The sequence below is a fragment of the Pseudomonas sp. nanlin1 genome (assembly GCF_045571515.1).
In the GTDB taxonomy this organism is placed as follows: Bacteria; Pseudomonadota; Gammaproteobacteria; order Pseudomonadales; family Pseudomonadaceae; genus Aquipseudomonas.
This window is the reverse complement of the sequence record NZ_CP124218.1, coordinates 3,410,273-3,434,854: the sequence shown is the minus strand read 5'-3', so window position 1 is coordinate 3,434,854 and position 24,582 is coordinate 3,410,273. Positions and strand designations below refer to the sequence as shown.

The window sequence follows — 24,582 nt, the reverse complement described above, 5'->3', positions numbered from 1 at the left end:
AAGTGCAACATGTCTGTTGTCGTATAACGATAACGTTATCATTCAGCAGATAGCGTCACCGTTCAAGTGATCTCGGGAATTATTTTTTCTGGAGCTTGGCGCTCAGGTGCTGGCGCGCTCGATAAGGCTGAAGCCGCTGTCGAATTGACGCTGCGCGCTTTCGCCCGCGAAGCGCCGTAGCAGAGCCTTTGCGACTTCATCGCCCATAACGGCAGCGTTAACACTGATGGTGGACAGCGCCGGGTGGGTGAAGCGACCGTTGGTCGTGTCGCCAAAACCCAGGACGGCCATATCCTCCGGCACTCGCAGCCCGGACTCAGCCGCCTGCGCTAAAACCCCCATGGCCACCGTGTCGGAGCTGCAGAACACCAACTCGGGCCGCTGCGGGCGCGACAGCAGCCGTTTCAGGCCCTCCCGCCCGACTTCCCAAGTGGAGGGCAGGGGTAGCGTTTCGACCGGGACATTTTCGATCCGCTGGGCTTTGAGCCGCTCGATCAGGCCGTTGCAGCGCCGGATGGCGCGAGGGTCATCGACCGTGATGACCGAAAAGCGCTGATAGCCCTTGGCGAGAAAATGCTCGGCGACCGCCACACCCACCGCTTCGTGGGAGAAACCGACCTGCATATCCAGGCAGGTTTCGCTCAGGTCCCAGGCTTCCACCACCGGGATTCCGGCCGAGGCCAGGCGCTGCCGGCTGCCAGGGGTATGCAATGTGCCGGTGAGGACGATACCGTCCGGCCTGCGGCCCAAAATGGCCTCCAGCAGCGTTTCTTCTTTCTCGGGGGAGTAGCCGGTCGGCCCCAGCAGTGACTGATAACCTGCGGCGGTCAGGCGATCCATCATGGCTTGCACGGCCGTGGCGAAAATCGAATGGGCGATGGTCGGGATAAGAATCGCCACCAGCTTGCTCTTGCTGGTCGCCAGGCTACCGGCCAGCAGGTTCGGCACGTAGCCCATGGCTCGAACGAACTCGAGCACATAGGTACGGGTCGCCTCGCTGACCAGCTCCGGGCGATGGATGGCGCGCGAGACGGTAATCGGCGAGACGCCAGCCGCCCGCGCCACTTCGGTCACCGTAACCGGCATGTCGGCCGCGTCTGCAGGGCTCAAAAGTGCCCTTTTTGATTTCCTTGCCACGGCGTTCCTGGGGTCTTTAGGCTGCGCAGGGTGGAGCCGGTCGGTGAAACCGGGCTGAAGCCATTGCCCACGAAGCTCGCAGTGTACGAAACGCACCCACTTCCAGCAAACGGATCAGTTAAAGACCGTCTCCCATTGAATCGCGGGCTGCTGGTCCAGGCTCAGGTTAAGCGCGTTTTCCACGTGCTCCAGGTGATGCAGCATCAGCGCAATGGCCCGCGCTTCATCGCGGTCTTCGATGGCCTGGACGATTGCCCCGTGTTCGTCCTCGGGGCAGGCAAGGGTTTGCGGGCCGTCGTAGAGGGCATGGATCAGCGAGGTGAAGGGGCAGAGCTGGCGCATGATACGGCTGATAAAACTGTTCGCGCCGATCTCTGCCAGCAGGATATGAAAGTCCCCGGACAGCTTGATCACCGCGCGGCGGTCGTTGTTCTTGCGCGCCAGGGCTTCCTTTTTCAAATGTGCGTGCAATGGCTTGCGTTGGGCTTTGGTCGAGCGGTTGATGACGTTGCGGATAATTTCGGGCTCCAGCAACCGCCGCGTGGCGAACAAGTCGCGCGCCTCCTGTACCCCCGGGCTGGTGACAAAGGCCCCCCGGTTGGGGTGCAGTTTCACCAGACCTTGCTTGGCCAGCGCCATCAAGGCTTGGCGAATTTTGTTGCGGCCCACGCCAAACGCTACCGCCAGTTTTTCTTCGGCCAATTTGATCCCCGGTGGCAGCCGGTGCTCCATGATCGCGGCAGTGATCTGTTCGGCAATGCCGTCTGCATCCTGAGGTGTGTTGGGGCCCATACGAATTCTCTGACTTGCCATTGGCCGCGATTATCCGCGAATTCGCCGACTGATGCCGGTCAACTTTTCCATCAGCACCATCATGATCAGCGTCACCATCACCAGCACACTGGAAAGCGCGGCGATGGTGACATCCAGCTTGCTCTCCAGGTCTTGCCACATGCGGATCGGCAGCATGTCAGTGCGGGCGTCGCGCAGGAACAGCGACACGGCGGTGTTATCGAACGATGACATAAAAGCGATAAAGGCACCTGCGGCGATCCCTGGGGCGATCAAGGGCAGGGTAATGCGCCGTAACGCGTGGCCCCTGGAGGCGCCCAGGCTGGCGGCACTTTCCAGCAGCCCCGGCGGCAGTTGCAGCAGGGCGGCGGAGGTGGTGCGAATCACATAGGGCACGCACACCACCGTGTGGCCGATGATCAAGGTGGTCATCGACACCGCAATGCCCATCTCGCTGAAGAAAATCAGCGCCGACAAGCCAAAGGCTAGCCCCGGCAAAATCAGCGGTGACATAAACAGCACGTCCAGGCAGCGCGCGGCCTTGCTGGTGGAACGGGCGAGGGCGAGCGAGGCGGCCGTGCCCAGTACCACGCACAAGGCGGTGGTGGCCAAGGCCACCAAGAAACTGTTCCAGGCCGCGAAGTGCAAGGTGAACGCCTTGAATAACGCGACGTACCAACGGGTGGAAAAACCCTGGGGCGGAAAGCGCAGTGAGTAACTGTCGGTGAACGACACGATCAGTACGATTAGCGTCGGCGCCAACAACAGCGCCACGGCGGCCCAGGCCACCAGATAAAAGCCGCCCTTGAGGGCGATGTCGGACAGATCGTTACGGCGGCCGATACTCATAGCGTCGCGTTCCTCTTGCTGAGCTGGCCCATGTAGCTAAGTAACGTCACGCAGGCGATGACGGCCAACAGAAAGACCAATGAGATAGCGGCCGCGTAGGGCCAGTTCTGCAGTGCCGAAGCCTGTTGGTAGATGTACATCGGCATGAACAGCATCTGCCCGCCACCCACCAATGACTGGGTGATAAACGCCGTGATGGTGGCCGAGAAGGTCAGCAGGCTACCGGCAATCACCCCTGGTAAAGAGAGCGGCAGCGTGACCCGGCGGAAGGTGCGCCACGCATTCGCGCCAAGGGCAGCCGACGCATCTTCCAGGTTACTTTCCAGGCGTTGCAGCGTGGTGATCAGCGGCAGGGTCATCAGGGGTAATTGCACGTTGGCCAAGGCCCAGATCAGGCCTTCACGCGAGTACAACAAGCGCAGCGGCTTTTCGATCCAGGCCCAGCTCAGTAGCAGTTCGTTGATGATGCCCTGGCGGCCGAGGATCACCACCCAGGCAAAGGTGCGTACGACCACGCTGGTGAGCAGCGGCAGCACGATGATCATTATCAACACCTTTTGCACGGACGGCGAACTGCGTACGAATGCCCAGGCCAGGGCATAACCCAGTACCAGGCACAACAGCGTGACCTGCAGCCCCAGCCACAATGTGTCCACGAGGATGGGCAGGGCCATGCCTTCGCCAAATACCTTGGCATACTGCCCCAGGCCGAACACGCTGACGGCCGAATCGTTGTGCAAGCTGACGAACACCAATAGCAACAACGGCGCTACAAAAAACAGCACGAAAAAGGCGGCCAGCGGCATGCTGTAGTTTAAGTTGTAAACCGTCACATCATGATGTCGCGCGTTCACAGAGACACTCCCGGCATTGCGTAGGAGGGGCCTTGGCCCCGATCTTTTGATTTTTTGCCGATATTGCTGAGGACATAGAGCTCGGGGGCGAGCCCCCTCCTACAGGGGCGAGCCCCCTCCTACGGGGCGAGCGCCGTTTTACGGGTGGGCCATCAGACCTGGATTTCCTTGTTGAAGCGTTCGATCCAGGCGGCCCTGTGCTGGTTGATCACGCTCCAGTCCTGAAAGCGGAAGCGCGCTTTCATCTGTGCCTGGTCCTTGGCCAGCGAGGTCGCGATTTCACCCGCCATCTTCACTTGGGTATTGGTCGGCACCACCAAATAAGGGGCTTGCATCAACTGCTCCTGCACCTGGGGAGACATCGACGCTTCAATCAAGGCAAACGCCAAGTCGCGGTTGGGCGAGTTCTTGACGATATGAATGCTGGTCTTGAAGGCGATGGCGCCTTCCTTGGGAGCGACCCATTCCACCGGTACGCCGCGGGCCTTGAGGATCTGAATCGCATTGAAATTGCCGGGGCTGATATCGATCTGGCCTTGCTGGAACAGCGTGGCCAGTTGCCCAGGGTTGGTCGCAACCGCCGCCAAGTTCGGCTTCAGGGTTTTCAGCAGCTCGAATGCGGGGTCGATATTGCTATCGGAGCCGCCCTTCAGTTTCGCCAGCTCCACCATAAAACCGGTGCCCAGGGACGAGTTCATATTGGTGATGCCCACTCGGCCCGCATATTCCGGCTTCCACAGATCCATCCAGGACGTCGGCGGTGTGCTGATGGTGTCCGGGTTATAGGTCAGGCCGACGATCTGGAAGAAAATGCTCGGGCCCATGGGGTCCTGCGCTTCGGGCATCAGCTGCTTGTAAAAGGCGCTGTCTGCCACCGGGTAAGGCTCGATCAAGCCCTGGGCGATAGCCGTCAGGGCAGGGCCTGGATCGTGCAACATGACATCAATGGGTGGGTGCTCACGGGACGCCATTACCTTGGAGATTTGGTCCACCGATATCATCGGGTCCAGAATGATATTCGCGTCTTTCATGTGCGCCAGGGCAGCAGGCACCAGCACCGCTTGGTGGGCTTCCTCCCAGCTGCCGGTGAAAGTAGCAAATACCAGGTTGCGCGCCTGGGCCATGCTCAGTTGCGGAAACAATTGCAACGCCCCTAAAGCGAGGGCGGACTGCATGATGCGCCTGCGGGAAATATCCATCGTCGACTCCTGGTTCAGTTCAAGGCAACAGCCGGTGGGGCAGCAAAAGTGGTGATGGCGTGGGCTGAAATAGGCCGCAGCCCTACAGCGGTGCCGGGTTTCAGCGGCTCACTGCCCATGCCTCGCGGTGCGGCTGTTTTGAGCCGTAAGCCGCCTGGGGTAAGCATTTCATGGACGATTGAAGGGCCCAGGGGCAGCCCCAGCTCGACGCGCGCCACCAAGCCTTCACCGGCCGCCGTGACCTGCAGGTTTTCAGGGCGGATACACGCCAGCACCGCGCTGCCCGGTTGGGCGTCTTGGGGCGCGCGGCAGGTCAGCAGGTTGCCGTCGGTCAGGCGCACCTGGGCCGTCTGCGCTGTCATGCTTTCCAGTGTGCCCGGCAGCACGTTGGCAGTGCCCACGAAGGTATTGACGAACAAGCTGCTCGGCGAGTCGTAGATCTGCGAGGGCGTCGCGAATTGCTCCAGGCGGCCCGCGTTGAGCACCGCGACGCGGTCGGCCATGGACAAGGCTTCTTCCTGGTCATGGGTGACCATGACGCACGTCACCCCAGACTGGCGTTGCAGCCGCTTGATCTCGATTTGCATGTCCAGGCGCAGGCTTTTATCCAGCGCGGAAAAGGGCTCGTCCAGCAGCAGAATACGCGGCGCCACCGCCAGCGCTCTGGCCAAGGCCACCCGCTGTTGCTGGCCCCCGGAGAGCTGGCGCGGGTAGCGATCGGCTAAGTGGCCGAGCTGGATCATCTCCAGCATCTCGGCGACCCGCTCGCGCTTTTGCGGGCGCGCCACCCCCCGGGCATCGAGGCCATAGGCGATGTTTTCGGCCACGCTGAGGTGGGGAAACAGCGCGTAGTTCTGAAAGACAATGCCGATGTCACGGTGATGGGGCGCGAGGCTGTCGATCACCTTGCCGCCAATCACCACCTTGCCCGAGGTTTGCGGCTGGAAGCCGCCAATGATCCGCAGCAGAGTTGTTTTGCCGCAGCCCGACGGCCCTAGCAAAGCCACCAGCTCGCCCGCGGCGACCTCCAAAGTAATATGGTCCACCGCCGGCGCAGCGCCGGGGTACTGATGGAAAATGTCATCCAGAGTCAAGTCGAAGCTGGTGGTGGAGGTGGTCATGCTTGAGCTCGCAGTGAGTGCGGTAGACTGAAAATCGCTAAAGCAATGCACGTGCCATAGGTGGCTTGTGAAGTGTGGGCCGGTAATTATGCTGTTGATTCAAATGATAAAAATTAACTGTCGGTTCATCTTTTTTGTACAGATTGTGCACAATCGTGAAAACTATATAGCGCACCATTGCTGTGCTCAATTCTCGCTGCGTTCACTATTTTGCGGCACGCCCCAACTGCGTCATCCGCTCCAATCGCCGGGTTTTCAGGGGCGCGGGCAGCGGCGCGGTTCTTGCTGAGCACCTGGCTATCGTCGTTTGCCCAACCCGGAGTATCCATGGACATCCATCGCTTCAGCGCTCACCAGATCGCCCACCTGGTGCACAACAGGACGTTGAGTTCGCTCGAGGTGGCGGGGGCCATCTGCGATCGCCTGGACCGGTTGAACCCCTCGCTCAACGCATTTATCAATTATGACCGTCAGGCGGTGCTGGCCCGCGCCAGCCAGGTCGATGCGCGCCTGGCCGGTGGCGAGTTTTTGCCATTGGCGGGCGTGCCTTTTAGCGTCAAGGACAACCTATGGCTGGGCGGCGCGCCGGCGACCTTCGGCTCTCGGCTGTTCGCTGATTTCATCGCACCGCGCGATTCCTGGTGCGTGGCGCGCTTGGGCGAGCTGGGCGGGGTGGCGCTGGGGGTCACCAACTGTTCCGAGTTTGCTTGCAAGGGGGTGACCACCAACCGCTTGCACGGCACCACGCTTAACCCTTGGGACCTGCGCCTGACGCCCGGCGGTTCCTCTGGTGGGGCCGTCGCCGCTGTGGCTGCAGGGCTGGGGCCACTGGCGTTGGCCACCGATGCCGGGGGCTCGACCCGCCGGCCAGCGGCGCATACCGGCCTGGTGGGGTTCAAGCCTAGCCTGGGGGCGGTGCCCAACCCCTGGGGCTTTGCCGACCCCAACCATTTGCTGTCGGTGGTCGGTCAGGTGGGGCGAGACGTGGCAGACGTCACGTTAATGGCTCGCAGCTTGTATGCCTGGTGCGCCGAAGACCCGCTCTCGCAACCGCATTTTTCCAGCGAGGCCCTTGACCCGCCCCAGCGTGACCCGCGTTCATTACGCATCGCCTGGTCAGCGGACTTGGGGCTGGATTTGCCCATGGACAGCGGCGTGCTAGCGGCGCTTGAAAAGGCGCTGGACACCTTGCGGGGCGACGGCTGGGCGATTGAACCGGCGACCCCGCGCTGGCCGGCCAGTCTGCAAGGCTATGCACTGCTGGGCCTGCAGCACACGGCGTTGGCCGCCCAGTTCGGCGCCCTGCCCGAAGCGCAACGGGCGCAGTTGGACCCGGATATCCGCGCACAGGTGGAAATGGGTTTGACGATTACCGGGGTGGTCACTGCTCAGTTGCTGCAGTTGCGCAATGAGCTGTCAGGTTCGCTGGCGCGCTTTTTCGACGATTACGACCTGTTGTTGTGCCCCACTGCGCCGGTCGAGGCCTGGGCCGCCGAGCAGCTTGGCCCGGCGCTGATTGGCGGGCAACCGGCTGGGCCTCGCGACCATGCCGGGTATACGCCGATCTTCAACTACTGCGCGGTGCCGGCGTTGTCATTACCCTGCGGGGTCGGCCGTCGCGGCTTGCCCGTGGGCCTGCAGGTCGTCGCTGCGCGCTACCAGGACGCGCGGGTATTGCACGCCGCCGCGGCCATCGAGCGCTCGCTGGGGTTATGTCTGCAGGCGCCCATGTTGCTGGCTTGAACGCGTGAAACCTAAGCTCGCAGCAGCGCCTGCAAGCCGGGCGGCAGGCCTTGGTTGGGTTTGCGCGGCGGGCGGGCGAAGCTGCCTGCGCGGGCCTGGCCGGCTTGTAAGCGGTGCAGCACTTGCGCTTGGGCCACGGCGCAGGAAACGCCGTCCACCACCGGCACCGGCAGTTGCCCTGCCAGGCCGCGAGCAAGGCCGGCCAGGGGCGCGCCGGCGAGGATCAGCACGTCGGCGCCGTCCTCTTTCACCGCCAGGTGGCACAGCTCCAGCAGGCGCTGCCCATGGTCGTCTTGCACGCTGCCAGCGTCGCGTAAAGGCCGGTCTAAATGACGAATGCTGGCAAGTCTGCCGAGCAGGCCGTTGTACTCGACGCATTCGCGGTACCAAGGGGTGATGCGCTGCGAAATGGCGATGATGGAAAAGCGTTGCCCCAGTTGTGCTGCGGTCATCAACGCCGCCTCGGTCAAACCGACCACGGGCACTTGCAAAACTTCTCTAAGGGCCAGCAGGCCGGGATCGCCGAATGCGGCGACCACCACGGCGTCGTAGTTGCCCAGCTGTTCACCGGCGATGACCGCCGCCGCATGGCCGCCCAGGAGCGCTTCGAAGCGCGTTTCGATGTACGCGACGCCGCTTGCCGCCGTCGCCATGAGGATCTGCGTATCCGCTGCCGCTGTGCGCCGGGCTTCGGCTTCGATGAGCTCGGTCACGCTGAGGGAAATGTTCGGGTTAATGATCAGCAAGCGCATGGCAATTCCTGGCGGTCGGTTCATTGAAAAGGGCAGGGCCGCTATCAGCCGAATATGGCTTCAAGGTCGACTTCAGGGTCTTCCTCGACGCAGAGGTCCAGGGTCGCTTCAATATGGTCCAGGTGCCCGAGCATCAGGCGGATCGCTTCGTCGACTTGCCCCTGTTCCATGGCATGGATGATTTCCGTGTGCTCATGGTTGGGGCAGGCCGGCACGTTGGGTGAGTCGTACAGCAGGATGATCAGGCAGGTCAGGGAAGACAGCTCGCGCATCAGCTTGATCAGCGGCGGGCTGTCGACCATCTGGGCAATCAGCAGGTGGAATTCCCCGGACAAACGAATCACCGCGCGCTTGTCGCCCACCTCCCGTGCGGCCCGCTCTTCGCCGACATGGGCGTGCAACCGCTGAAAATGCTCGGCATCGGCTTTGGCGACGAGGCTGCGGATCAGCGCTGGCTCGAGTATGCGCCGGGCCTGGAAAATGTGCCGGGCTTCTTCCACCGACGGGCTGGCGATAAAGGCCCCCCGGTTGGGAATGGTCGTGACCACGCCTTCATACGCCAGGCGCGCCAACACTTCACGAATGCGCGTACGGTTGACCTGAAAAACCCCGGCAAGCTTCTCTTCGACCAGTTTGGTGCCCGGTATAAGCCGGTGTTCCATCACCGCATTGAGAATGCGTTCATAAATGCCGTCACCTTTGGCGCCGGTACCGAGTATCTGCTCCGTCGAACGGGCCTTGCGGGGGCGGGGGGTGGAGGTTTCTTCAATGAGCACAGGCACGCCCTCGAGGGTTGCTACAGTTATGCTGGGTATTGTCACAAAATGAAACTCGATTGTCCAAAATTGCACCCTCGGCGGTCGCTTTTTTGGAATTGCCCTTTCTTCGCGCAAGAGTAGCGCCTCTGTTTTAACGCCGTATTCGCCCCGATAGCTGATTGGACCCAGCGTGAAGAACCTTGCTGGGCGGGCGCTACAAGCTCGGGCGCGGCAGTGTGAGCAGTCGTAAGTTCAAGGAGTAACAAAGATTGGCATAACGGTTGCAAACCTTTTGTCACAAAGCCTCAGTCTTTAGTGACAATTGGAGAAGCTCAATGCCTTCTATGTGCTCGGCCAGAAACCTACTCGTACGCGCTGCTTCAGCCCTGCTGCTCAGCCTTGGCTTGCTGGCCGTGGCCCAGGCCGAGGAGGCGCAGCCGGTAAAACTGGGGTACGCCAAATGTGCCCATTGCACGCCCTTGTCGCTGACCCCGCAGCACGCCACCGGCGTCAAGCTAGAAGCCATTGCCTTCAATACCGGCAACGATGTGCTGACTGCACTGCTGTCGAACAGTATTGACGTGGCCCAAGTCACTTATTTGCACTATGCAACCGCATTGGACAAAGGCTTCGATGTGGTCGCCATCTCTGGCCAGATCAACGGCGGTTCACAGATCCTGGTGGGCAACGACCTGCCGGTTCAGCCGGGCGACTGGGAGGGTTTGAAAAAACTCATCGGCCAATACAAGGCCGAGGGTAAGCCGTTTCGAGTGGCGGCCTCGCGGGGTAATGCCCAAGACATTCACATGCGCGGTGCTTTCCTCGCCCATGGCATCGATATCAATAAAGATGTCCAATTCATCAATATTCCCAACCCCTCTGACCACGTGCAGGCGTTGCGCCGCGGTGAAGTGGAGTTGATCACTTCGGTTGACCCGTTCGCCACCCAGATCCGTGAAGTCAAAGCGGCCAAATTTTTCGATTTCCCTTACGACCAGGCCGCCGGCAAGTTGACCAACCTGATCGTCACCCGCTCGGATGTCATCGAAGACAACCGCAAGGGGGTGGAAGAAACCGTGCGCGCCATCGTCAAGGTCAACGACCTCATGGCCAGCGATAAACCTTTGTTCATTGAGACCATCCAGAAAGTCACCGGCCTGGACCAGGCGATTGCCACCGGTGCGGTCGACAACCTCTACCCCGACTACAAAATGCATCGTGCCTCGGCAGTGGCGATCGCGCAGATGATGCGTGACCTCAAGTACATCAGCACGGATGTCAGCCAGGCGGTGGAAAAAAACCTGGATTACAGCTTCCTGGAGGCCGTGACCGGCAAGCCGAAAACCGAGCTGGGGTACTGAGATGAAAAGCTCTGCCATCAAGCTTGACCGGGCTGGACGCGGCCAGGGCGCGTCCGGCCTGTGGCGGCTGTACAAAATGATCGAGCGCGGTATCGTGCCGGTGCTGTTGATCGTCGGCTGGGAAGTGTTCTCCCGCTCGGGGATCTTGCCACGGGCGCTGTTGCCCGCGCCCTCCCAGGTGCTGATCGCCTGGGCCGACTGGTGCTTCGCCACCGACGGCAATACCCAAAGCTACAGCGGCCACTGGTGGCTCGACGTTGCCGCCAGTTCGTTTCGTGTGTTCTCAGGCTTTGCCCTAGCCGCGTTGTTGGGCATTGCAGCGGGCATGGCTATTGGTTGGTCGCGGACCGTGGAAAACCTGTTCGAGCCGGTGCTGCAGATCTTGCGGCCGGTGCCGCCGGTGTCATGGATTCCGCTGGCAATCATCTGGTTCGGCATTGCCGACAAGCCGGCGATTTTCCTGGTGTTTATGGGCTCGTTTTTCCCTGTCCTGCTGAGCACCATCCACGGCGTAAAAAGCTGCGATCGCAACCTGTTGCGGGCCGGCGCCATGACCGGTGGCATGCCCAGCAAATTGCTGCGCTACATCGTGTTTCCGGCAGCGCTACCGAGCATTTTTTCTGGCCTGCGCATTGCCATTGGCTCGGCCTGGATGCTGACGGTGACCGCCGAAATGGTCGCTGTGAAGAGTGGCGTCGGCTATGTGCTGTGGGACTCCTATTACTTCCTGCGCTACGACATCGTCATTGCCTCCATGGCCAGCATCGGCCTATTGGGGTTCCTCAGCGACTACGTGATCAAACGGGTAGGCGCTTACCTTCTGCGTTGGCAGCGCGGTTCCACATTGCAAAAGGAAGCCTGACCATGGCGTTGATTACCATCGACCGGGTTTCCCGGGTATTCGACGACCCCAAGCGGCCCACCGGTATTCGTGCCCTGGACGACGTCAGCCTGAGCGTCGCGCGCAACGAATTTCTCTGCCTGCTGGGGCCCAGCGGCTGCGGTAAGTCGACCCTGCTGAATATGATCGCCGGTTTCGATCACCCCACCGAGGGCACCGTGACCGTGGGCGGCCAGCAGGTGACCGGCCCCGGCGCCGACCGTGGCGTGGTGTTCCAGCAGGCCAACCTGATGCCCTGGTTGCCGGTTTGGGAGAATGTGGCCTTTCACCTGAAAATGCGCGGCGTGGGTAAGGATGCGCGGCGGGCCAAGGCGCAGAAGTTTATCGACATGGTCGGCCTCAAAGGTTTCGAGAATCACTTTCCCAGCGAGCTGTCCGGCGGCATGAACCAACGCGTGGGCATCGCCCGAGCCCTGTTGATGAACCCTGAAGTGATCCTGATGGATGAACCCTTCGGCGCGCTAGACGAACAGACCAAAATGGACATGCACGCCGAATTGATTCGTATCTGGCGCGAAAGCCAGAGCACCATTGTATTCGTCACCCACAGCATCGATGAGTCCCTCGCCTTGGGGACGCATGTGGCGGTGATGTCGGCCCGGCCGGGGCGTATCCGCGAATTATTGCCGATCGACCTGGAGCGCCCACGCGACCCCACCGGGAAAGCCTTCAACGACTACAAGCGGCACGTGCTGGCGCTGCTGCGGCCTGAGCCGGTACAGGAACCGGCCTGAGATGAAAACCCTGGTCACCGGCTGTAGTGGCTTTGTTGGGCTAGCGTTGGCTGAGTTGCTGCTGAGCCAGGGCGAGGAGGTGGTGGGCTTCGACCTGAGCCCGGTCCCGCCGGCGGCCCTGGCGCTGTTTAGTGCATTGCCGGGTGGCTTCGCCTATCAACAAGGGGATGTGCGTGACGCCATTGCGCTGCACTACGCCATGCATACCCACCGACCCCAGCAGTTAGTGACCCTGGCGGCGATCACGGCCGATACCCGGCGCGAGCGCGAGGCGTCCCAGGCAATCTTCGACGTGAACGTCGGTGGCGTGCTGGCGGCCATCGGGGCCGCCGCCGATTGTGGCGTTGCGCGGGTGCTGCACATCAGCTCGGGTTCGGTGTACGGGGCCACCGGCCGGGCACCCTTCAGCCTCGATGAAGCGCGCTCACCCTTGGCGCCCGAAGGGCTGTACGGCCTGTCAAAACGGACCGCCGAGGAAGCCGCCCTGCGTTTGGCTAGCCTGCGCGGTATGCCCCTGTGTATTGGCCGCCTGGGCACTTGCTTCGGCCCATGGGAAGCCGATAGCGGCGTGCGCGACACACTGAGCGCGCCGTTGCAGCTGCTGCAAATCGCTCGGCAGGGCGGTACTGCGCTATTGCCCCGCGACAGCCAGCGCGACTGGCTATACGTACGCGATGCAGCGCAGGCCATCGCCGATCTGCTGGCGCAGGCCCGCTGGCAACTGCCGGTGTACAACGTGGCCGCCGGTTTCACCTGGTGGCTCAGCCAGTGGTGCCGACGGCTCGAGGCCCGCCACCCGGGCTTTCGCTGGCGCCTGGCCGAGCCTGGTGAAGTCCCTAACGTCGACCTGTACGCCGATTACGATCGCGCCAGCCTGAGTGTGCAACGCCTGTGTGAGGCCACCGGCTTCGTCCCGCGCTTTGACCTGGCGGCGGCCGATCAAGACTTTCATCAATGGCTCGCGTGCACCGCGCGCCACGAGCATAAGGGGGCGCAATGAACCCAGCGCTGGCAGGGTCAGGCCTGAGCATGGCCGACAAAGTCTGTATCGTCACCGGCGCGGCGTCGGGCATCGGCCGCGCTATCGCGCTGCTGCTGGCGGCCAGAGGGGCGGTGGTGGTGATTGCCGACGTCACCGAAGCGGTGATTGAAGGCGGTAGCCCCACCGCACAATTGATCGCCCAAGCGGGCCAGCGGGGCTGTTTCCTGCACACGGATGTCGCCGACAGCGCCCAGGTCGATGCTTTGATCGAGACCACCGTCAGCCGCTTCGGGCGCCTCGATGTGCTGGTCAACAATGCATGCATCCGCCATGCGCGGCCCTTGTTGGAATTGGCCGAGGGCGACTGGCAGCGTGTACTGGACGTCAACCTGAGCGGCGTTTATCGCTGCTGCCGTGCAGGCGTTCGGCAGATGCTCCAGCAGGTGCCGGAGGACGAAGTCCGTGGGCGCATCATCAATTTATCGTCCCAGCACGGCATGATTGCAGCGCCGCACGATCTGGCCTATGGCGTCAGCAAAGCCGGCATCGACTACCTTACCCGGCAAGTCGCGTGCGACTATGCCGCGCAACAGATCGTCTGCAACGCCGTGGCACCGGGCAAGGTGCAGACCGGGGCCGGCGGCCGCGCCATCGACCCGGCGGTGCTGCAACGCGCCGGCCAACGTACGCCGTGGCCGCGCTTGGGGCGCCCGGATGACGTGGCCAAAGCCGTGGCGTTTTTAGCCAGCGGCGAAGCCAGCTTTATCACCGGGACCACCTTGATGGTCGACGGTGGCTGGATGGCCGCATGAGCCTGCCTAACTTCGACCTGTTGATCACCGGCGCGCTGGCGCTAGACCCGCTGGACGGTGTCGCTCGCCCAGCCAGCCTGGGGATCCTCGGACAGCACATTGCCTATTTGGGCCCGGACCGCGGCACTGCTCTGGCTGCACAGCGCCACCTGCACCTGCCGGGGCGGGTGATCGTCCCGGGGTTGATCAACACCCATTACCATGCCGGGCTGAACTTCGTGCGCGGTGTGGCCCCCGACTGCGGCTTTGCGCCGTCCTATACCCCGGGGCTGCCGCAGACGTCTTGGGTCACCCCGGAAGAAGCCCTGGCGCTGTCCCGGTTGGGGGCCCTGGAGGCGCTACGGGCGGGGTGCACGACGTTGGTCGACAGCTTCGTCCACGCCCAGGATACCGTCGCCGGTATGGCCGAAACGGGTGTGCGTTTATTTGCCAGCCAGCGTTTGGCCGATGTCGATTTCGCCTCGCTGTTGCAGGGCGAACGGCGCTTTGACCGCGAGCGTGGCGAGCGCCAGCTGGAGCAAGCCGAAGCCTTTGTCCAGACCTGGGCCGGGCGCGCCGAAGGGCGCATCCAAGCACACTTGACTGCCCACGCGGCGGACACCTGTTCGCTGGACTTCTTGCGCCAGATGGATGCCTTGGCGCGTCGGCACGCTTTGCAGATCAGCACCCATCTTGCGCAAAGCCAGGCCGAAGTGAGCTGGGTCAGGCGCCAGTACGGCCGCACCCCCGTAGAGTTGCTCCATGAGCTGGGCATGCTCGATGAGCGCCTGTTGGCCGGGCACTGCATTCATGTGACTGACGACGACATCGCGCGCATCGCCCGCTCAGGAGCCCACGTGGTGCATATCCCGGTGGGCAACGCAATGTCAGGACGCATGGCGCCCATCCGGCAATTGCGCAAAGCCGGCGCCGCCCTGTGCCTGGCCACCGACACCATGCACGGTGACATGATCGAGGTGATGCGCTGGGCCCTGGCGGTCGGGCGCTTGCAGGCGGGTAAGGTCGCCGATGACTGGCAGCCGTCCGACGTACTGCGCATGGCCACCTGCAACGGCGCTGCCGCCCTGGGCTGGGGTGACCGGCTGGGCCGCCTGGCAGTCGGGCAATTGGCCGACCTGGCGATTCTCGACTACCGCCAGTTGCACCTCACGCCGTGCATCGATGCCCTTGGCAGCCTGGTGCACAACGCCACTGGGGCTGATGTCGAGACGGTCATCGTCAATGGCCAGGTGGTGATCGAGCAAGGCCGTTCGACCCGGGTCGACGAAGCCCAAGTACGCGTCGAAGCCGCCAGGGTATGCCAGGCACTCTGGCAGCGCTGCCCCAACCCGGTACGGGGTTATCCTTCTTCTAGTTTTGCCTGCGGAGTGAGCCCATGACCCGTCGTATTCGCCTGGGCGTCTTGACGCCTTCCTCCAACACGGCACTGGAGCCTTTGACCCAGGCGCTGATCGCCGGCCTGGGAGAGGTCAGCGTGCACTTTTCGCGCTTTAGCGTGACCCAGATCGCCCTCAGCGCCGAGGCGTTGGGGCAATTTCAGCGCGAACGGGTGCTCGACGCCGCGCGCTTGCTGGCCGACGCCCAGGTCGACGTGATCGGCTGGAGCGGCACCTCGGCCGGCTGGCTAGGGTTCGATACCGATGTCCAATTATGCGCGGCCATTACCGAGGCCACGGGGATACCGGCGACCACCTCGGTGTTGGCCCTCAATGCTGCCTTGCAGGCTTTCGGTATCCAGCGCCTGGGGCTGGTGACGCCTTACCTGGGCGACGTGCAGGCCAAGATCATCGCCAATTACGCGGCCCTGGGTATCGATGCCAGCTGTGAGAGCCACCTCTCGTTGCAGGACAACTTCTCCTTCGCCCAAGTCAGCGAAGCGACCCTGGACCACCAAGTGCAGGCCGTGGTCGCGGCCGGTGCACAGGCGGTCAGTACCTTTTGCACCAACCTGCACGCCGCGCACCGCGTCGAGCACTGGGAGCGCCTGTATGGCGTGCCGGTGTTCGACACGGTGACCACGGTCGTTTGGGACATGTTGAAAACCACCGGCGTCGATACGCGCCGCCTGACCGGCTGGGGCCGGTTACTGCTAGATGAGGCCTGATATGCAACCGTTCGATATGGTCATCCGCAACGCCCGCGTGGTCACCGCCGCAGACACCTTCACCAGTGACATCGGCATCCGCGATGGGCGCATCGCCGCCCTGGGCCTGGACCTGGGCCAAGGCGCCGAGGAAATCGATGCCGCCGGGCGCCACGTCACCCCCGGTGGCATCGACAGCCACGTGCACCTGGACCAACCGACCGGCGACGGCTCGGTCATGGCCGACGATTTCTTCAGCGGTACGGTGTCGGCCGCGTGCGGCGGCACCACCACGGTCATCCCGTTCGCCTGCCAGCAGAAGGGCGAAAGCCTGCGTGCGGCGGTAGATGACTATCACCGTCGGGCCGGCAACAAGCCGGTGATCGACTATGGGTTTCACCTGATCGTCACCGACCCCACGCCCCAGGTGTTGCGCGAAGAGCTGCCGGCGCTGATCGCCGAAGGCTACACCTCGTTCAAAATCTACATGACTTACGACGCGCTCAAACTGGGTGATCGAGAAATCCTCGAAACCTTATCGGTGGCCCGTCGAGAAGGGGCCATGGTGATGCTGCACGCGGAGAACAGTGACTGCATCGCCTGGCTGACCGAGCGCCTGCTGGCGGCCGGGTTGAGCGCGCCGCGTTACCACGCCAACTCACGGCCCATGCTGGTGGAACGAGAGGCGACCCACCGAGCGATTGCCTTGGCCGAGTTGGTCGACGTGCCGATCCTGATCGTCCACGTATCAGGCCGCGAAGCCGTGGAGCAGATCCGCTGGGCCCAGAGCCAGGGCTTGAAGGTGTATGCCGAGACGTGCCCGCAGTACCTGTTCCTGACCGCCGACTCGCTGGGCTGCGATGACAGTTTCGAGGGGGCTAAATGCATCTGCAGCCCGCCGCCGCGCGACGCCGCCAACCAGCAAGTGATCTGGGATGGTTTGGAGAACGGCTCGTTTGAAATTTTTTCTTCGGATCACGCGCCGTTTCGCTTCGATGGCCCAGAAGGCAAAAAGGCCCACGGCGAAGAGGTGTCGTTCGACCGCATCGCCAACGGTATTCCGGGGGTCGAAACCCGTATGGCCTTGCTCTGGTCCGAAGGTGTACGAACGGGGCGGATCACCCCACAAAGCTTCGTGGCGTTGACTTCCACCAATGCCGCCAAGCTGTATGGCTTGTACCCGCGCAAAGGCAGCATCGCGATTGGCACGGATGCCGACCTGGTGATTTGGGACGAAGGGCAAACGGTGTCGATCACTAATGAAATGCTGCACCACAACGTCGATTACACCCCCTACGCCGGCATGCAATTGAGCGCTTGGCCGGCCGTGACACTGTCCCGCGGCGAAGTGGTGTGGGACGGCCAGCCCCGCGGCGCAGCGGGCCGTGGCCAGTTCCTGGCTTGCGCGCGCCCCGCGCCAGCGCAGGTTCGCCGGCGCAAGACCGAGTTGCCCCAATGAGCGCCGTTGAGCAAGTTGCCGCCAGCCTGATTCGCAGCTGGCAAGAGGGGCGGCGCCAGCCCCTGCCAAGCGTAGCGTTAACCAGCGAAGCCGAGGCTTACGAGGTGCAGCGCCAGGTCGCCGAAACCATTGGCGGCTTGGCCTGCTCAGGACCGCAGGCATGGAAGTTGGGCGGCGCACCGGCAGGTTTGATCAGCGCCGCCAGGGTGCCCAGCGCTGCGGTGCATGGGACAGGCTGGCAAGCCCCGGCGGACTATTGCTTTGCCTTCGGCATTGAAGGCGAGTTGTTCGTGCGCCTGGCCCATGACCTCGACGAACACACTGACCTGGCCAAGGCGTATGCGGCTATCGATTCATGGATGCCGGGTATCGAGCTGTGCGACACCCGCTGGGTGCGGGGAGAGCAGGCAGCCCCTTTGCTGCGTTTGGCTGACCAGCAACTTAACCGCGCCTTGATTCTCGGCGAGCCGCAGAGGTTGCAGGGGTTACCCAACTGGGCGCAGCAAGCGGTCGAATTGAAGGTCGACGGCGCTGTGGTTTTCAGCGCCAGCGGCAGTCATCCGTTTGCCGAGCCGTTGCACTCTTTGCCATGGCTGGCCCGGCATGCCGCTGCCCAAGGCCAGCCGTTGCGGGCTGGAGACCTGGTGGCCACCGGCAGTTGGACCGGCCTTTACTGGGCGCCGATGGGCGCTCAGGTTGAAGTGGCATTTATGGGCTTGGGAAGCGTCGTGATGCACACCTGATGCGACCCCACTCCAAGGCTCAGCCTTCAGGGCTGGCGCAACGGCCGCGCCGGTAACACCGCCGCTTGTAGCAGCTGGCCGGCGGGGTGAGCGAACTGCATATTGGCCACCACGCTGCGGTCTTCGGCGACGCTGCCGTCGGCCAGCACCACCACCCGCTGGCAGAAGTGCTGCACCAGGCTCAGGTCATGGGTGATCAGCACGAACGCGGTGCCCAGGCGTTCGCGCAGGTCGGCGAGTAACCCGAGCATTTGCACTTGCAGGACCCGGTCGAGATTAGACAGGGCTTCGTCGAGAATGATGAGTTGCGGCTTAGCCGCTAACGCTCGGGCGAGCCCTGCGCGCTGCAATTGGCCGCCGCTCAGTTGCGCAGGCAGTTTTGCCCCATCGGCAGGGGCCAGATGCACCTGCGCCAGCAGTTCGTTGGCACGGGCCTGGCAGGCCCTGGCGCTGAGGCCACAGAGGTGGCGCAGGGGTTCGGCGATACTCCAGGCGATGCTGCGCTGCGGGTTGAACGCGCTGGGGGCGTCCTGGAAGACCATCTGTACGGTCTGCAGAAAGGCTTTGCTGGTGGGGTCGAAGGCAGCGCCCTGAAAAGTGATATGGCCTTGTTCAGGTTGTTCCAGGCCCATCAACAGGCGCGCCAAGGTGCTTTTGCCGCTGCCACTGCGCCCCAGCAGGCCCAGGCTTTGGCCGGGCTGCAGTTCCAGGCTGAGGTCGCGCAGCACTTGCACGCGGTGCTTGCGGGTCAACAGGCCGCCGCTGGTATAGCTATGGCTGAGGTGATGCGCGTGCAGCAGGCTCATGTCCAGGGGTGCTCTTGGGTCAGGCGCTGGTGGGCGTGGAGCAGCGCTTGCGCGGCGCCGCTGCGGGGTGACTGGAACAGGCTGGCGACGTTGCCATATTCGACGATGCGTCCGCCCTCCATGACTGCCACGTGGTCGCAGCTGCGCGCCACCACGCCCATGTCGTGGGTCACCAACAACACCCCCAGGTTGCGTTGCGCAGCCAGCCGTTCCAGCACATCGAGAAAGCGCGCTTGGGCCACGACGTCGAGGTCGCTGGTGGGTTCGTCCGCCAGTAAAAAACGGCTGTCGGCCAGCAACGCCAAGGCGATCATCATCCGCTGCAGCATGCCGCCGCTGAGTTCAAAAGGGTAGGCGTCGAGGACCCGCTCCACCTCGTCCAGGCCCACTTCGCTCACCGCTTCGCGCATTTTTGCGCGGGCCTGGGCGCCGTTGATGCCGCGTACCCGAAGAGTCTCCAAGGCATGCTGGCGCAGGGTGCGCACCGGGTTGAAGGCGCTGCGTGGGTTTTGCAGGATCAACGCCACCTCCCGGCCGCGCAGCTCGGCCGGCGGCCTGGCCTGGCCATCCACCGCCAGTTGCCCGGCCACCCGCCGCAGGCTGGCGGGCAGCAGGTCGAGCATGCCCAGGCAGGTCAGCGACTTGCCGGAGCCACTGGCCCCCACCAGGGCACAGATCTGCCCCGTGCTGAGGCTCAGGTCGACGTCGCTGACCAATGCTTGGTGGCGGTGTTCGATACGCAGCCCGCGCAACTGCAATTGCTCGCTCATGTGGGCTGCTCCGCGCGCAGGGCCGGGTCGAGGCGGTCACGCAGGGCATCGCCCAATAAATTGAAAGCCATGACCGAGAAGAAGATCATCAACCCAGGCCATAGCAGCAGCTGCGGTTGGGTCCACAGGAACTCTTTGGAATCGTTGATCATCACCCCCCACTCAGGGGTCGGTGGGCTAACGCCCAAGCCCAGGAATGACAGCCCTGAGACGTGCAGCATCATGTGGCCGATGTCCATCGACGCCAACACCAGCAACTGGCCGGCGACGTTGGGCAGAATGTGCTGGCGCACCTGGGTGATGGGCGCCGCGCCGGCCAACCGCGAGGCCAGCACATAGTCGCGCCCGCGCTGGGCGATCACCATGCCGCGCACCATGCGCGCATACCAGGCCCAGTGGGACAGTGCGATGGCGACGATCACGTTGCCCAGCCCGGTGCCCAGCACGGCGATCAGAAAGAACGCCAGCACCAGGGTCGGGAAGGTCAGGAACATGTCGCACAGGCGCATCAATAGCATGTCCAGCTTGCCGCCCACGAAGCCGGCCAGGCCGCCGATGGCCACCCCCATCGCCAGGACCAGGGCCAGGGTCAAGACCACGCTACCCAGTGACAGGCGGGTGCCGACGATCAGCCGCGATAGCACGTCGCGCCCCAGGTGGTCGGTGCCCAGCCAGTGGCTACTGCTGGCGGGAAGCAGGCGTTCACCCAGGTCGACCAGGGTCGGATCGTAGGGGGCCAGCCAGGGGCCAAGTAATGCCAGCAGCAACAAAATAGCGACCATCGCGCCGGCCAGGCGCAGCCCCCAATGGCCCGTGCGGCGGATGGTGGTTAATGGCTGGCTCATGCGGGCACCCCGGCGCGGCGTGTGCGTGGGTCGAGCCAGGCGTAGCAGATATCCACCACCAGGTTGCACAGCACCAGCAGGGCGGTGAGCAGCAGGGTGAAGCATTGCATCACCGGATAGTCGCGGTTGAGCACCGCGCCGACTGAGAATCGGCCCACGCCGGGCCAGGCGAAGATGGTTTCGATGACCAACGCACCGCCGAGCAACTCGCCAATGTGCATACCCGTGGCCGTCACCAGGGGCATCCAGGCGTTGCGCAGAATATGCTGCTGCCACACGCTCCGCTCGCTCAGGCCGCGCGCCCGCGCATACAGCACGTGGCGGTGCTGGCTGACGTCCAGCAGGCTGGCGCGCAACAGCCGGGCGTTGATCGACATGGACATCAGGGCGATTGCCAGCACCGGCATCACCAGGTGCGCGGCACTGCCTCGGCCCAGAGCCGGAAGCCAACCGAGCCACAGGGAAAATACGGCAATAAGCAGGAACGCCAGCCAGAAATTCGGCATCGAGACACCGACAAAGGTCACCAGCCGCACCAGTTGGTCGGGCCAGCGCCCACGCCAGCGCGCTGCGGCGAGCCCGAGGGGGATGCTAAGCAGTAAGGTGCTGGCCAGTGCCAACCCGCCCAGCTGCAAGGTGGCGGGCAAGTAGTACAGCAGGTCATCCAGCACGGGGCGGCCGGTGACATAGGAGGTGCCGAAATCCAAGTGCAGGGCATGCCACAGCCAGCTCAGGTACTGCTCGGGCAGCGGCCGGTCGAGCCCCAGCGCGTGCCGGGCTTCCTGCAGCGCCGTGTCGGTCGGTGGGATCTGCGACAGGCGCAAGTAATCCAGGGCCGGATCACCGTTACCCAGGTGCAGCAAGGTGAACACGATCAACGATACCCCCAATAACACGGGGATCAGCAGCGCCAGGCGCAGGAGAACATAACGCAGCATGGCTCAGGGTTTCCCGGCGCTGGGGTGCATGCGTTCGAACGGTACGTCGAACAGCGTGCTACCGAACTCGACGTCTTGCACCGTCGGGCGGCTGACGCTGATGGCGGTGAGGTAGGAAATGGGCAGGTACACGGCCTGGTCGTGAAGGGTGGTGAGGATATTTCGGTAACCTTGCGCGCGCTTGGCCTCGTCGGTGCTGGCCAGAACTTCGGCGATTTGTTGGTCGATAGCGTCCTTCATCGGTAGCCCGCGCTGGGCCATGTAATCGGCATGGCCGGCGTAGCGCATGGAGCTGACGAACGAGTGCGGGTCGTATGGAGCGCCCCAAGTGTCGGCGAAGATCATGCCGAAACGACCTTCACGCTGGCGCTGCACCAAGGCATTTTCTTCTTCCGCGCGCAACTGCACCTGGATGCCGATTTTAGCCAGCTCACCTTGAATGATCTCGGCGAGGCTTTTTTGCAAAGCGCTGGTGCCCAGGAAGCACAGCTCCAGACTCAGGGGCTGGCCGTTTTTGCGCCGTGGGCCCTTACCCGGCCCAGCCTGCCAGCCGGCGGCCTCCAGGGTTTGCCGAGCAGCGGCGGGGTCATAGGGCAGAGCTGTGAGGCCAAGGTCGGTGTACGGCATGTTCTTGGCGAACAGCGTATCGGCACGGGGCTCCAGGCCGTGCAGCACCTTGGCAATGATGCTGTCTTTGTCGATGGCCTGGTTGATGGCTTGGCGCACCGCTAATTCGTTGGTCGGCGCCAACCCAGTGTTCATCGCCACGCTGCGGGTCGCCAACGGCGCCGAGATGGCCGTGTTGAACCCAGCGTCGCGCAGGCGTACGAAGGTCCCGGGGGATATTTCACCTTCGGCGCCCTGGATCAGGTCTACCTCGCCGGTCTGCAGGGCAATGGCGCGGCTGTCCGGGTCTGAGATGACCTTGACCAACACCTCCCCGTAGGCCGGCCGAGGGCCCCAGTAGTGCTCGTTGCGCTGAAAACGGTCGTACTCGCCACGGCGGGTTTCTACCCATTTCCACGGGCCGGTACCCACCGGTTGGCCGGGCTTGGCGCTAGGCGCGGCAAAGCGCAGCGGGCGCACCTGGGCCAGCTCCAGCAGCGTCGGGTAATAGGGGTGTTTGAGCACCAGCACCAAGGTGTGCGGGTCTGGCGCCTGAATTTGTTCCAAGGTGCTGACCAATTCCATCCACTGATGCCGCTGGGGGTTGGCCAGCACTGCGTCGAGGTTGCTCTTGGCGGCCGCAGCGGTAAAGGGCGTGCCATCACTGAAGGTCACCCCCTCGCGCAGGGTGAAGGTGTAGGTTTTACCGTCGGCGGAGACCTGCCAGCTGCTGGCCAGCCACGGCTCCACGGCGCCCGTGGCGGTGTAGCGCACCAGGGGTTCATAGACCATGGCCTGGGCGTACATCTGGTTCGGCGAATAGCCGCGCGGGTCCAGCGGGCCGGCATTGGTGGGCCAGGTGTAGACCAGGCTGTCAGCCGTTGTCTGAGCGAAGGCGAGGTTGCCCAGGGGCGCCAATAAAAGCGCTGCGGATGCCGCCAGTACCCAAGTTCCGAGCTTTCGTTTCATGCCTGGCTGCTTCACACTTATGCCCCTCCACGACGATGGGGGCATAGAGTATTCATCGGGCAGTATGATGTCTATGGTTAAACCTCACACTAAGCGGGAAGCTATCGATGCAACGAGTCACCATCACACTGGATGAGGAACTGCTGGCGGCGATCGATCAACGCGTTGGCACCCATGGTTACCAGGGCCGTTCCGAGGCGGTGCGTGACTTGCTGCGCGCGGGCTTGCTCGAGCCGCAGACGGGCGACCGTGACGCCGGCTGTATAGCGACTTTGAGTTACGTCTACGACCACCACACCCGCGAGTTGTCCAAGCGCCTGAACGGCACGTTCCATTCCCACCATGGCCTGACGCTTTCCACCCTGCATGTTCACCTCGACCACGGCAACTGCCTGGAAGTCTCGGTGCTGCAGGGGCCCACCGGGCAGGTGGCCGACCTGGCCCGCCAGGTGATTGCCGAACGCGGTGTTCGCCACGGTAATGTGCAGATCATCCCGGTGGACAAACTGCAGCACGGCCACGACGCCCCCGTGGATGTGCCAGACAAAAGCTGATTCGCTGTCTAAAGGCTGTTCACCAACAGGGCGACAGCGATCACCCCCGACACCAGCGCAAAGCTGCGTTGCAGCAGCGCGGCGGAGAGTCTGGCAGCCACCAGGCTACCGGCGAGCATGCCGAGCCCCGCGCCTAGGGAAAACGGCAGCGCCACCGGCCAGTACAAATGCCCGGTGGCCGCGCTGGTCGCCACGCCCGCCAGCGAGACCAGAGCGATCACGGCCAGGGAGGTGGCGCGCACGGTTTGTGCATTGAAGTCGGTGTAGCGCTGCAAAGCCGGGACCACCACGAAACCACCGCCCACCCCCAACAACCCCGACAAACCGCCGGCCAGTGCCCCCGACGCGCACAGCGCACGGGCGCATGGGGCGGTCCAGGTCAGCTTGCCGCGCCGGGCATCGAGCAGGCACGGCGGTGGGCTTCGGGGCGGCGGGCAGGGCGCATCGGGGGCGGGCGGCAGGCTGCGCTTGTACGCGCGTGCCGCCACGTACAACAGCACTAAAGCGAAAAAGATGGCCAGCGGTTTATTGGGCACCCGATGCGCCAGCCACAGGCCCATCGGCGAAGCGACGATCCCGGTAGCGGCGACCAACAGCGCTGTCTTGTAGCGCACGGTGCGGTTTTTCAAGCCGATGGCGGCGCCCAGGGCTGCGGCCAAGGCCACTGCCAACAGGCCAATGGGGCTGGCCTGAACCATGCTCAGCCCCGCGCCGAAAACCAATAAGGGCACCGCGAGAATACCGCCACCGGCCCCGGTGAGGGCCAGGATCACCCCGACGATGAAGCCCAGCACTACGATCAACACGCGCCGCC

The 24,582-nt window shown here is 63.4% G+C and carries 25 protein-coding genes; 11 read left to right on the top strand and 14 right to left on the bottom strand.

Going from position 1 to position 24,582, the window contains the following annotated elements:
• Positions 1-102: 102 nt before the first annotated feature.
• The 6 genes from QCL65_RS15870 to QCL65_RS15845 all read right to left on the bottom strand — a co-directional run bounded on the left by QCL65_RS15870 (position 103) and on the right by QCL65_RS15845 (position 5,952).
• Entirely contained in the window at positions 103-1,137 is a 1,035-nt protein-coding gene (locus tag QCL65_RS15870; RefSeq protein ID WP_407310268.1) for a LacI family DNA-binding transcriptional regulator, read from the bottom strand.
• Positions 1,138-1,251: 114 nt separating this feature from the next.
• Positions 1,252-1,929 carry a GntR family transcriptional regulator gene (locus tag QCL65_RS15865; RefSeq protein WP_407310266.1) on the bottom strand — a complete coding sequence of 226 codons (678 nt, stop codon included), beginning with the start codon at positions 1,927-1,929 and terminating at the stop codon, positions 1,252-1,254.
• Positions 1,930-1,959: 30 nt separating this feature from the next.
• On the bottom strand, positions 1,960-2,778 hold the full coding sequence (locus tag QCL65_RS15860; RefSeq protein WP_407310264.1) for an ABC transporter permease: 819 nt from the start codon (positions 2,776-2,778) through the stop codon (positions 1,960-1,962).
• The gene (locus QCL65_RS15855; RefSeq protein ID WP_407310262.1) at positions 2,775-3,632 is read right to left on the bottom strand and encodes an ABC transporter permease; all 858 of its coding nucleotides are present in this window, start codon (positions 3,630-3,632) and stop codon (positions 2,775-2,777) included. Before QCL65_RS15855 ends, QCL65_RS15860 begins: the two co-directional genes overlap by 4 nt.
• 152 nt (positions 3,633-3,784) lie before the next feature.
• On the bottom strand, positions 3,785-4,831 hold the full coding sequence (locus QCL65_RS15850) for an ABC transporter substrate-binding protein (protein ID WP_407310260.1): 1,047 nt from the start codon (positions 4,829-4,831) through the stop codon (positions 3,785-3,787).
• Between the two features lie 14 nt (positions 4,832-4,845).
• Entirely contained in the window at positions 4,846-5,952 is a 1,107-nt protein-coding gene (locus tag QCL65_RS15845) for an ABC transporter ATP-binding protein (RefSeq protein WP_407310258.1), read from the bottom strand.
• Between the two features lie 327 nt (positions 5,953-6,279).
• Here QCL65_RS15845 and QCL65_RS15840 point away from each other — a divergent pair, with 327 nt between their 5' ends.
• The gene (locus tag QCL65_RS15840) at positions 6,280-7,695 is read left to right on the top strand and encodes an amidase (RefSeq protein WP_407310256.1); all 1,416 of its coding nucleotides are present in this window, start codon (positions 6,280-6,282) and stop codon (positions 7,693-7,695) included.
• Between the two features lie 11 nt (positions 7,696-7,706).
• Here the strand turns inward: QCL65_RS15840 and QCL65_RS15835 are convergent, their stop codons facing one another.
• Both QCL65_RS15835 and QCL65_RS15830 read right to left on the bottom strand, forming a co-directional pair.
• Positions 7,707-8,447 carry an aspartate/glutamate racemase family protein gene (locus QCL65_RS15835; protein ID WP_407310254.1) on the bottom strand — a complete coding sequence of 247 codons (741 nt, stop codon included), beginning with the start codon at positions 8,445-8,447 and terminating at the stop codon, positions 7,707-7,709.
• Positions 8,448-8,491: 44 nt separating this feature from the next.
• The gene (locus QCL65_RS15830) at positions 8,492-9,223 is read right to left on the bottom strand and encodes a GntR family transcriptional regulator (protein ID WP_407310252.1); all 732 of its coding nucleotides are present in this window, start codon (positions 9,221-9,223) and stop codon (positions 8,492-8,494) included.
• A 317-nt stretch (positions 9,224-9,540) separates the two neighbouring features.
• Here QCL65_RS15830 and QCL65_RS15825 point away from each other — a divergent pair, with 317 nt between their 5' ends.
• From QCL65_RS15825 to QCL65_RS15785, 9 genes are read left to right on the top strand one after another with little or no spacing between them, the layout of a single operon-like run.
• A complete protein-coding gene (locus tag QCL65_RS15825) occupies positions 9,541-10,566 on the top strand; it encodes an ABC transporter substrate-binding protein (RefSeq protein WP_407310250.1) in 1,026 nt (341 codons plus the stop codon).
• A 1-nt stretch (position 10,567) separates the two neighbouring features.
• A complete protein-coding gene (locus tag QCL65_RS15820; RefSeq protein ID WP_407310248.1) occupies positions 10,568-11,428 on the top strand; it encodes an ABC transporter permease in 861 nt (286 codons plus the stop codon).
• Positions 11,429-11,430: 2 nt separating this feature from the next.
• Complete coding sequence (locus QCL65_RS15815; RefSeq protein WP_407310246.1) at positions 11,431-12,201, top strand: ABC transporter ATP-binding protein; 771 nt, start codon at positions 11,431-11,433, stop codon at positions 12,199-12,201.
• Between the two features lies 1 nt (position 12,202).
• The gene (locus tag QCL65_RS15810; RefSeq protein ID WP_407310244.1) at positions 12,203-13,201 is read left to right on the top strand and encodes an NAD-dependent epimerase/dehydratase family protein; all 999 of its coding nucleotides are present in this window, start codon (positions 12,203-12,205) and stop codon (positions 13,199-13,201) included.
• Positions 13,198-13,995, top strand: coding sequence for an SDR family NAD(P)-dependent oxidoreductase (locus QCL65_RS15805; protein WP_407310242.1), 798 nt, complete (start codon positions 13,198-13,200; stop codon positions 13,993-13,995). Before QCL65_RS15810 ends, QCL65_RS15805 begins: the two co-directional genes overlap by 4 nt.
• Positions 13,992-15,374 carry an amidohydrolase family protein gene (locus tag QCL65_RS15800; RefSeq protein ID WP_407310240.1) on the top strand — a complete coding sequence of 461 codons (1,383 nt, stop codon included), beginning with the start codon at positions 13,992-13,994 and terminating at the stop codon, positions 15,372-15,374. Before QCL65_RS15805 ends, QCL65_RS15800 begins: the two co-directional genes overlap by 4 nt.
• The gene (locus QCL65_RS15795) at positions 15,371-16,099 is read left to right on the top strand and encodes an aspartate/glutamate racemase family protein (protein WP_407310238.1); all 729 of its coding nucleotides are present in this window, start codon (positions 15,371-15,373) and stop codon (positions 16,097-16,099) included. Before QCL65_RS15800 ends, QCL65_RS15795 begins: the two co-directional genes overlap by 4 nt.
• Position 16,100: 1 nt before the next feature.
• Positions 16,101-17,537: a dihydropyrimidinase gene (gene hydA, locus QCL65_RS15790; protein WP_407310236.1), complete on the top strand. Its 1,437-nt coding sequence runs from the start codon at positions 16,101-16,103 to the stop codon at positions 17,535-17,537.
• Positions 17,534-18,280, top strand: coding sequence for a fumarylacetoacetate hydrolase family protein (locus QCL65_RS15785; protein WP_407310233.1), 747 nt, complete (start codon positions 17,534-17,536; stop codon positions 18,278-18,280). The genes hydA and QCL65_RS15785 overlap by 4 nt, the downstream gene beginning before the upstream one ends.
• 26 nt (positions 18,281-18,306) lie before the next feature.
• Here QCL65_RS15785 and nikE read toward each other — a convergent pair whose 3' ends face one another.
• From nikE to nikA, 5 genes are read right to left on the bottom strand one after another with little or no spacing between them, the layout of a single operon-like run.
• The gene (gene nikE / locus QCL65_RS15780; RefSeq protein WP_407310231.1) at positions 18,307-19,086 is read right to left on the bottom strand and encodes a nickel import ATP-binding protein NikE; all 780 of its coding nucleotides are present in this window, start codon (positions 19,084-19,086) and stop codon (positions 18,307-18,309) included.
• Positions 19,083-19,856, bottom strand: coding sequence for an ATP-binding cassette domain-containing protein (locus QCL65_RS15775; RefSeq protein WP_407310229.1), 774 nt, complete (start codon positions 19,854-19,856; stop codon positions 19,083-19,085). Before QCL65_RS15775 ends, nikE begins: the two co-directional genes overlap by 4 nt.
• Positions 19,853-20,701 (bottom strand): nickel ABC transporter permease subunit NikC, encoded by an 849-nt coding sequence (gene nikC, locus QCL65_RS15770; RefSeq protein WP_407310227.1) that lies wholly within the window; start codon positions 20,699-20,701, stop codon positions 19,853-19,855. The genes QCL65_RS15775 and nikC overlap by 4 nt, the downstream gene beginning before the upstream one ends.
• A complete protein-coding gene (nikB, locus tag QCL65_RS15765; RefSeq protein WP_407310225.1) occupies positions 20,698-21,639 on the bottom strand; it encodes a nickel ABC transporter permease subunit NikB in 942 nt (313 codons plus the stop codon). Before nikB ends, nikC begins: the two co-directional genes overlap by 4 nt.
• A 3-nt stretch (positions 21,640-21,642) precedes the next feature.
• Entirely contained in the window at positions 21,643-23,214 is a 1,572-nt protein-coding gene (gene nikA / locus QCL65_RS15760; RefSeq protein WP_407310223.1) for a nickel ABC transporter substrate-binding protein, read from the bottom strand.
• A 107-nt stretch (positions 23,215-23,321) separates the two neighbouring features.
• Here nikA and nikR point away from each other — a divergent pair, with 107 nt between their 5' ends.
• Entirely contained in the window at positions 23,322-23,768 is a 447-nt protein-coding gene (nikR, locus tag QCL65_RS15755; protein WP_407310221.1) for a nickel-responsive transcriptional regulator NikR, read from the top strand.
• Positions 23,769-23,776: 8 nt separating this feature from the next.
• On the opposite strand, the gene QCL65_RS15750 is transcribed toward nikR, so the two are convergent.
• Positions 23,777-24,574 carry a sulfite exporter TauE/SafE family protein gene (locus QCL65_RS15750; protein WP_407310219.1) on the bottom strand — a complete coding sequence of 266 codons (798 nt, stop codon included), beginning with the start codon at positions 24,572-24,574 and terminating at the stop codon, positions 23,777-23,779.
• Between the last annotated feature and the right edge of the window lie 8 nt (positions 24,575-24,582).